The following is a 9,137-nucleotide window of genomic DNA, read 5'->3' on the forward strand; positions in this document are numbered from 1 at the left end:
GGTGGCCTGCCAGGTGCGGGCCACGACCAGGGAGCCGAGCAGGCGGGTGGTTTCCTCGCCGAGGGAGCCTTTGGGGATGCGCACGAGGCAGATGCCGCCCTCGTCGAGCACCCGGGTCATGTCCACGGTGGAGGGTCCGGCGGTCAGGGCGTCGCGGACGAAGGGGCGCAGCAGGAACGCGCGGAGCTTGTTCATCAGGGGGCTGATGACCTGGCTGCGCCCGGCCTCGCTGAGTTCGTCGTACCAGCGCCAGAACCCGCGCAGCACCGGATCGCTCACCCGGGCGGTGACGCGGGTGCGGAAAGCCGGTTCGGACAGCAGCTTCGGCAGATCCGCCAGGGTCGACACACCGGCCTGGGCCCGCAGGGTCAGGCAGGCGGCGCGCATCACGTCATCGGTGCGCGGACCCCAGAACGCCGCATAGACCCGCCGGAACACCGACACCAGGTTGTCCACGGCCAGGTCGGTGTCCCCGCCATCGAGGGGGTTCAGGCAGGGCGGTTTCGCGCGGCTGTCGGCGTCGAACAGCACGAGCCTGCTCCCGGCGTCGCGGGGCAGCCGGGCGAGGACGTCGGTGGCGAGGTCGCCCTTGGGGTCGATCAGCACCAGGCCCCGCCCGGCCTCGGCATCGGCCAGCAGCAGATGCGCCAGCAGCGTCGACTTCCCCGACCCGGTCGCGCCGAGCACGTGCAGGTGGTGGCGGGCATCGGCCACCCGCAACCCCACGGGCCGGGAGTGCCCGGCATCGGCATCACCCAGCGGCTTCACCACGTCCCCGGTGCCCGCGATACCAGGCGGCGGAGCGAGGGCCTTGGCTCCGGCACGGTGCAAACCGGGGGTGTTGTCGTCGTAGGGCAGGTGCGCGAGCGCGGCGAGCTCACGCACCGACAGCAGGCTGCCGCGTCCGAGCCGCCGCTGAGCGATCACGTGGGCGGGCCGGTGGAGCCGGTGGCGGGTGAAATGGTTGTGGTCGGTGAACACCGCGAAACCCGACGCCAGCGCGTGCGCCCGCCCGCGCGCGGCGTCCCGGGCGGTGCGCAGCTGCTCGTCGGTGGCCTCGTCCGGTAGGTCGGTCGCGACGGTGTAGCGCAGCACGGTCTCGTACTGGCCGCCCTGCTGCTTGCCCACGATCACCCGATTCTGCGCCGACAGCGCCAGCGCGGTCTGCGGGTCGGGCTGCGGCTGCCGCGACGGCGCCCCCGAGCGGCGGCGGCTGGTGGTGTGCGGGGTGAGCAGGTCCAGCAGCCGCCCGGCAAGGTGGTGGGAACGGCCGCGCTGGAGATGTCGTGCCGCCCGGCGGGCGCGGGCTACGCGGCGGCCGGTGACCGGACGGGCGAGGACCTGCACGCAGGCGTGTTCACGGGAGCCCATCCCGGCCGGGGCCCCGAGCAAGGCGCGCACGGGGTCGGAGTCGAACTGGGTGCGCAGCGGCAGCGCCTCCGGCCTGCCGAGCCGCAGCTCCCCTGCTACCAAGACCCGCCGCTCCCCCGCCACTGGTTCAGGCAGCGCGGGACCGGCGGGCTCGGTCGTGGTGTGCGCGCCGGGCCAGGCGGCTTCCACGGCGCGCTCGACGAGACCCGGCGGGATCACCTCGGGCACCCAGATCCGGATCGCCGTGCCCGCTTCGGAGAAGGCGTACTCCCAGACCACGTGCGGCTGACCCCACACCCAGCGGCGCCAGGACGGGCGCAGCAGCCCCACGAGGTTGGCCCACAACGCCGCACCTCCGCCGGAATCCACCGTCGGCGGCGCCAGCACCGTCACCACCCGGGCCTGCCCCGCCAGCGCGGCATGGCGACGCTGCCACCACCAGCCGCGTGCCGTGAAGCCCACCGCGGCGAGCACGAGCGCGGCAGGCACAGCAGCAGGCCAGGTACCGACGAGCTCGAACGCAACGGACAGCGCGTAATGGACAACTTCGCCGGGATCGCGAAGGTACTCCGATAGCCAACCGCCTTCGGGCGGCTCGGGCACGTGTGGTGTGGCCACTTCAGGCTCCTTTTGCGATGTAGGCGGCGAGGTCAGACGAAGCCGAGGTCGATGTCGCCGTCGGCATCCATCGGCAGTTCCCCCGGCGCAGGGTCTGCGTGGCTGTCGGGGGTGGTCGGGGTGTGCTCGTCCTGGTCGTGGGCGAGTTCGGCGGGGTTGCTGGTGACGAGGTGGTGCTCGACCGGGGAGGCGAGGGATTGGAAGGCGACGCGCTGGGTTCCGGTCGACAGCAGCCCTTGCCCGAGGTCGGCCGACAGCAGGAACTGCCGCTCGCCCGCGGAGAGGTCGAAGGTGGTGGTGATCTCGTCGATGGCTTGGGAGGCCTGGCGCAGCAGGATCTGGGTGGCGGCGTTGGCCACGACGGCTTTGCCGAGGTCGGTGCCGAGCACGTCGGCGGTGTCCTGGGTGGCCACGGTCAGCCCGGCCCAGTGCTTGCGGGCCGCCTTGGCCATGCGGAACAGGAACCGGGCGCCTTCGGGCTGCTGCATCAGCAGCCATGCCTCGTCGACCACCACCAGCCGGGGCCGCCGGTCGGCGGGGTGGGAGATCCGCCGCCACACCGCGTCGAGCACGAGCAGCGTGCCGATCGCCTTGAGCTCCTCCGGCAGCGCGCGCAGGCCGAAGGTGACCAGGTGCCCGTCGGGGCAGGTGGTGGTGGGCCCGTCGAACAGCCCGGAGAACGTGCCGTCGACGTAGGGGTGCAGCCCGTCGGCCAGGGTGCGTGCGTCGGTGTTGTTCTCGGCGGCGAGGTGTTCGCGCAGGTCTCGCAGCAGCGGTGCGGGCCTGGTCCAGGTCCGGGGGTCGTCGGTGATCCCGGCGGCCCGGTAGGTGGCCGTGACCGCCCGGTCGAGCACCGCGCGCTCGGCGGCCGACAGGTCGCGGCCGAACAGCACGGTCAGCACGGTGTGCAGGAACAGGCAGCGCCGCGCCAGCGCATCCTGCGCGACGGTGCGGCGCCCGTCCGCGCGGGTGTGGACCGGCAGGTCGAACGGGTTGAGCCGCACCCCCGGTTCGCCGACGGCGACGTGGGTGCCGCCCACGGCGGTGGTCAGCCGGGTGTATTCGTCCTCCGGGTCCAGGACGGCGACCTCGATGCCCCGGTACAGGCTGCGCAGAAGTTCGAGCTTGACCAGGTAGGACTTCCCCGCTCCGGAGCGGCCGAGGACCACGGCGTTGTGGTTGTGCATCCCCGGGCCGAAGCGGTCCGAGTGCACCAGCCCTTGCGAGCCCAGGTTGTAGCCGTAGAGCACCCCTTCGGCGGCGGCCGGGGAGGCCGGGTCGGGTGCGGGCAGGTCGGGGCTGGTGAACGGGAACGCCGCCGCCAAGGCGGCGGTGTCGAAGGCCCGCCGCACCCCGATCAGGTCCAGGCCCATCGGCAGCGTGGTGATCCACCCCTGAAGCGACCGGTAGGAGCAGGGCTGGGCATCCAGCAGCAGGCTGGCGGCCAGCGCCCGCACCGCCTGCACCTCATCGGCCAACACCTGCTCAGAGGCAGCGCGGACGGTCAGATAGAGGCCGACGCGGAACAGCTTGCCCTCACCGCGCGCCACCCGGTCCGACAGCTCGTAAGCGTCCTCGGTCGCGGCCTCCACCTGCGGATCAGCCAGACGGCCGTGCTCGGCGGTATGCCGGCGCCCGGACTCCAGCTTCCCGAGCTGCTTGCGCAACCCCTTGGCCGCCGTGGCCGGATCGACCGGCGCCAGGTGCACGCTCACATCGACCCGGCCCGGGTAGGTCAGCAGCGGCGCCAGCCACCCCGGGTGCACCTCGCGGGGAAAGCCGGTGATGGCAAAACTGGCCACCCACTCCGACCCGACCTCCACGTGCCGCGCACCGACCACCACCGAGTCCGGAACGAACGCCGCCGTCGCGCTCGACGGAGTGCGGTTTCTGCGCCGCATCACTCCCCCGCCCCCTCACAGGCGGCGGTGATGGCCTCGTCAGCCGAGGCGAGCCCGGTGGTGGCGTCCACGAGCCGGTCGGGATTGCACGCCGAGGCCAGCACCGCAGTGGCCTGCTCGGCATCCAGCGGGGTGACCGTGATCCCGGCCGGGTGCAGCAGCTCGGTCGCCTCGTTCAGGCGCCGCGCCAGCCGTGCCTCGGCCGCACGGTGCTCGGCGCTGCCCTTCGTGCGCTGGTCGGCGTCCCGGCCGCGCCGGGCAAGCCCAACCCTCGGTGTCACCGCGGCACGCGGTTCACGAAGAACGAGGAGGACTTGGCGGTGCAGGAGGTCGTTGCCCGCGGCGAGGTCGGCGAGGTAGTCGGCGTGCTCGCGGGCTGCGGCATCCAACGCGGGGTGCGGCAGGGTGGGGGCCCGCTGGTCGAGGTCGGTGATCTGGACGGAGAGGTCGAGTCGCTGGGTGCGCACGAGGATCTGCGCGGGTGCGGTCAAGCTGTGCAGCCACCGCGCGAACACCCCGACCAGCGCCTCCTGCTCGGCCGGGGTCCGCAGGGCGAAGTTCACCGTCGAACACGCCGCCACCACGGCGAGCCCGTCCGGACCCAGGTCCACCACTCCGGCCTCGGAAACGTCCTCGGCGGGCAGCGCGACCTGTCCGGTGGTCTCGCCGCGGCGGGCGGTGGAGTCAGTGACGGCTCGGTCGTCGATCCACTCCGGTGCGGGCTGGATGCCCTCGGGTGCGGCGAGCCGCAGGCGGGGTTGCAGACGTTGCCGGAGTGCGGCCAGCAGGAGCCGGTCCAGCGACAGGCCGTCGCGGGTGCCCAGGACCAGCACCGCCACCGCCCCGGCCACCACGACGGTGATCCCGGCCAGCACGGGCCAGGGCAGCACCGTCCGCGTCGCTCGCCACAGCAGGTACAAGGCGAGAGCTGTGGCGCCGAAGAACGCGAGTTGCCGAGCGGTGAGCGGACCGAGGACCCGGTCCTCGATGTCAACGTCAGCGGGAATCTTGACCGGCGTGGTCACGAGCGACCTCCTGGAGAACGGGGCGGACGGGGACGGCGCGGGGCCGGGTTCTTCAGCGGCAACGGCGGCTGCACCGCGCGGGGACGCGGTGCCCTGCTCGGCGGCGGACTCGGAGCAGGCGGGTTCGCGGTGTCGGCGGGACGGGGAGGCCGAGGCGGTGGCTGGCGGCGCACGTTCAACGGCAGCCGGTACTGGCCGTCCCTGCCGAGCCGGGGCCCGTTCTCCGGCCAGTCCTGGCCCAGTGGCAGCTCCGACTGCCGACTACGCCCGGCGGGCGCAGGTGCCGCTGGTGGCGGTGGTGGGGCGGACCGTGGCTGGCGCCGCACCGCGAGCGGAAGCTGGTACTGGCCGTCCTTGCCCACCCGCGGCTTGTTCTCAGGCCATTCCCCGCTCACCGGAAACGACATCTGCCTCGACCGCCCCGGCTTGCCCGGCTCGACGGCCGAAGGCCCGGCCGGCGGGCGGGCGTGGCGCTGCACGGGCATCGGCAACCGGTACTGGCCATCGCGCTGCAGGACCGGCTTGTTCTCCGGCCATTCCCCGTCCAGCGGGAGCTTCAACTGTCGGTCCGGGCCGCCGCGCGGCCGAGGTGACGATGCCGTCGGTTTCCCGGTGCGCGTCGCGGGGCGCCGTTTCAGAGTGCCGAACGGCAGCAGGTACTGCCCCTGAGAATCTGCGCGCGTTCGGGCATAGGGATCGCTCGGCTCAGCAGGGGCGTGCCCTTTTCGCGTGGGTGGCTTCCGGCTCGGGCTACGCCCGGAGCTCCCGGGCAAGAGCCCGAAGGTCTTGTAGGCGATCGCCCCGCGCACGAGTCCGCCGATCAGCGACGATCCGCGGCCCTTGATGGAGCTGAGCACCCAGAACGGGATTTTGATGAGCACGTAGCACAGCGACAGCGCCACGAGGAAATGGAACATCGCACACCACCAGACACGGCAATACGGGGTGGGATTTCAGAAGAGGGTGATGCCGCCGGGAAGGAAGAACAGCTTCATCGCGGTGACCAGCGCGAAAGACTGGCCGATCTGGATCAGCAGGGTTCCGGCGAAGGCTTTCCACCACCACACCGCGATGCCTTCGGTGTGCGGCAGCGCGTGGCACATCAACAGCAGCGGCGCGGCGACGAGCAGAATGATGGTGAGCATGACCCGCACCACGTAGGTCACCAGCACCACGACGATCATCACCAGCAACGCCAACGCGACGAACAACAGGAACAGGCTTCCGCCGTCGAGATCGTGGGTGAGCGTGTCGGCCATCGCCTGACCGGCCTGCTCCGGGTCGAGATTGCTCCCCAGGATCGACCGCGACAGCGCATTGGCGATATCGATCGCATGCCCGGCCACCAGCAGGGACAGGTTGGCGGCGAGGAAACCGACCAGAATGCGCGGGAGGATCTCCTTGATGGAGCTGCGGGTCTGCATCGTCTGGTAGGCCATGACGAGCAGCCCGGCGATCAGGACGATCGTCGCGTAGGAGACGAGCACGGCCTGCCGGGACTGCTCCCAGATCTCCCCGATCACGGGAACTTCGTCGAGCTTCGGCGTCACCAGCAGCGATTCCCCCAGCAACCCGAGCACCTCGTTCAACCCCGGCGTGACCAGGTCTGTGAAGAAGCCCTCGATCGCCTCGGAAACGCAGGCCGGGATATTGGTGAAGCCGCATTCCCCGTCCGGTTCCGGCGGAGGCCGGGTCGGCGGTTCCGGTGGCGGCGGCGTCTCCGGCGCCGGACTCGGCGCGGGAGCCGGAGCGGGTGGTGCCGGCTGGGCCGCGGCCGTGGCGCCGAGCCCGCACAGCGCGGTGAGGACCAGCAGGAGTGCCAGGGACGTCCGAAACGCGGTGGTCATGGTCAGGCCCCGACGAGTCCGCGCAGGATGTCGACGATCACCGGCGCCAAGGCGGCGAGCATGTAACCGAAGGCGGCGTTGCGCAACGCGCTCTTGGCCTTCTCCACCTCGCCCGGGTCGCCGTTGGCCAGCAGGTACCGGACACCGCCGATGGTGAGGAACACCGTCGCGACCAGCGCGAGCATCCCCATGATCCAGTTCCGGATGTTGGTCAGCACCTGGTCGAGCGAGGCGACCGCGACCACGTGCGTGGTCTCGGCGCTGGCCCCGTGGGCAGCGGCGAGCACAGCGCAGAGCACGACCATCAGCAGGAAGGCCGTGCGGCTGCGGTGGCGGTGATGGGTTCGAGGTGTGGTGGGCATGGAACTACCTCCGGCGCAGGGATGGGCAGGGGCGGTCGGGGTCACCTCTGAACTCCGGTCCGGAAGCCGGAATGGGACATCGCGTCGCCGGGTTCCTCACCTCGATCGGCCTGCCGTCGAGTCACTGAGCGTGACCGGCGGCCCGGACCAATTGGGGGCTCGCTGTGGTGCTGGAGGTGGTCGGCGAGGCGGTGTTCGGCCCGCGCTCGCTGCTTCTTCAGCGCCTCGTAGGACACCCCGCGTTCGGCGGCCACGCGTCTGAGCGGGTGGCCGTCGAGCCGGGTCACCGAGATCACCTCCGCCTCCTGCCGCGTCACCACTCCAGCGGCGACGGCGCTGGCCAGCACGAGGTCCGGATGGCCCTCCTCGGCGGTGCGTGCCCGATCACCACTGGGGGCGCCCGTGGGTGTCTCGGTGGACGGGGCGGGGGCGTCGAGGGCTTCGCGGAGGGCGGCGTGCCCGGCCCGGAACGCAGCCCAGCGGAGCCGGTTCATGATCCCCGGGCGGTCGAGGTCGATCTCGGCGACACCGGCCAGAAACCCGGCGAGCACGGCCGAGTGCAGGTCGGCCGGGTCGGCGGCGAACCGGGCCGAGAGCCGGGCGGCGATCGTCGTCAGCGCGGGCAACGCGACCCCCGCGCACGCCACCGTCCACGCCCCGCCCTCGGCCCGGGAACGCGACACGAGGTGCGTCCAAACCCGGTCGCGCAGCGCCAACGGGCACTGGCGGTGCAGCAGCCGGTCGCGGACCTCGCCCAGGCCGACCATGCGCGGCGGGAGTCCGGAGAATTCCCGTCCATCGAGCGCGAGCGGATGCGGGCCGGTGGTGAGAAACGTGAAGGCGCGGCGGGCGGTGTCCAAAGCGCCCTCGCCGGAAAGGTCGATGTCGTGGTGGATGCGGTCCATCGCGGGGCCTCCTGAGAAACGAGCGGAGAACGACCGCAAGAAAGCCACGCGAGGCAGTACCGGAGTGGTACCGAATGCTGACCAGATTCATTCCGGGCAGGTACAGGACACTTGCCGCTCCCACTTGTCGTGATCAGCGGCGCTCGCCACTCCACGCCCGCCGCGCCGTGGCGAAGATCCCGCCACCACCGGCATACCCTGCACTGTTAGAGCCCGGTGCCCCGCCGGTAAGAGCTGTGGCCGGACATCTCCAGCCCGTTCCGGCGGCTCTTACCAAGATCCACGGATAATTTTTCCGGGGATCACTGTAGATCCGATAGAGCGATCGGCCCGAGTGCGAATGCATCGGCGCCTCACCACCGCGTTCCCTGGCTGCCGGGCACCATCGGCGGTGCCCGGCGAAAAAAGTGCCGTGGTCTTGTGTCCCATCCGACGTCTTTTCCCGGAGTTCAGGGATGGCAGTACCCACCGCTCGCTCCGCATCCCCTCCGATGGAAAGGACGCCTGATGCCGACGCCGAACCCGCCCTCCCGTTCTCGCCGTGGCGAGGACCCCCGGCCCTATCCCGGAGCCCCGACCCGCACCCCCGCGCACCGCCCCCGCACCAACCGGCGCGGTACCCGCGCGCAGCGCCCCCGCGCGGCCGAGGCCGCCCCGGCCTCGGTGTGGGCGCTCCACGCCGTCATCGACCCGGCGCTGGCCTGGGCCCCCGCCCTGATCCGGCAGATCGTGACCGCCTTCTCCCACCACGGCGCCCGGGTCGGCCTGCTGCCCTGGCCCACCAGCGACGGGGAGCCAGAGCTCAAGGAGCAGGCCGACGACGCCCTCGCCGCGATCAAGCACCTCGGACGCACCAGCGTGCTCGAACACCTGCCCGCACCGCGCTCGGCAGGCACGGGCTCGGCTCCGTTCTGGGCCGGACTCATCACCACCGACGCCCACTGGGCGGCCCCCAGCCCGACCGCCGACCCCCACGCCACCGAGGCCCCGGCTGCCGACCTCGACCTGATCATCACCCGACTCGACCCGGCCGAGGCTGGGGACGCCGTGAGCGATCTCGTCGCCCTGCACGCCGCCCGGCGTCTGAAGGCGGGCGGGCTCCTCGTGG

General features: G+C 72.0%; 6 protein-coding genes and 1 pseudogene. 1 reads left to right on the top strand and 6 read right to left on the bottom strand.

The features are described from left to right. From ABD976_RS27700 to ABD976_RS27725, 6 genes are all read right to left on the bottom strand, one after another. The coding region (locus tag ABD976_RS27700) for a type IV secretory system conjugative DNA transfer family protein (RefSeq protein WP_425570130.1) at positions 1-1,974 on the bottom strand (1,974 nt) is incomplete at its 3' end. Between the two features lie 47 nt (positions 1,975-2,021). Then, complete coding sequence (locus tag ABD976_RS27705; protein WP_345368042.1) at positions 2,022-3,890, bottom strand: VirB4 family type IV secretion system protein; 1,869 nt, start codon at positions 3,888-3,890, stop codon at positions 2,022-2,024. Continuing rightward, the gene (locus ABD976_RS27710; RefSeq protein WP_345368043.1) at positions 3,890-4,915 is read right to left on the bottom strand and encodes a PrgI family protein; all 1,026 of its coding nucleotides are present in this window, start codon (positions 4,913-4,915) and stop codon (positions 3,890-3,892) included. The genes ABD976_RS27705 and ABD976_RS27710 overlap by 1 nt, the downstream gene beginning before the upstream one ends. A gap of 953 nt (positions 4,916-5,868) precedes the next feature. Continuing rightward, positions 5,869-6,762, bottom strand: coding sequence for a TrbL/VirB6 family protein (locus tag ABD976_RS27715; RefSeq protein WP_345368044.1), 894 nt, complete (start codon positions 6,760-6,762; stop codon positions 5,869-5,871). 2 nt (positions 6,763-6,764) lie between these two features. Beyond that, positions 6,765-7,067, bottom strand: coding sequence for a pilin (locus ABD976_RS27720; protein ID WP_345368046.1), 303 nt, complete (start codon positions 7,065-7,067; stop codon positions 6,765-6,767). Positions 7,068-7,165: 98 nt separating this feature from the next. Next, positions 7,166-8,029: a sigma-70 family RNA polymerase sigma factor gene (locus tag ABD976_RS27725; protein ID WP_345368045.1), complete on the bottom strand. Its 864-nt coding sequence runs from the start codon at positions 8,027-8,029 to the stop codon at positions 7,166-7,168. Between the two features lie 507 nt (positions 8,030-8,536). Between ABD976_RS27725 and ABD976_RS27730 the strand changes: the two are divergent. Continuing rightward, positions 8,537-9,137, top strand: a pseudogene (locus tag ABD976_RS27730) (hypothetical protein); the annotation flags it as partial.

It is taken from the genome of Saccharopolyspora cebuensis, from assembly GCF_039542665.1.
Classification (GTDB): Bacteria; Actinomycetota; Actinomycetes; order Mycobacteriales; family Pseudonocardiaceae; genus Saccharopolyspora; species Saccharopolyspora cebuensis.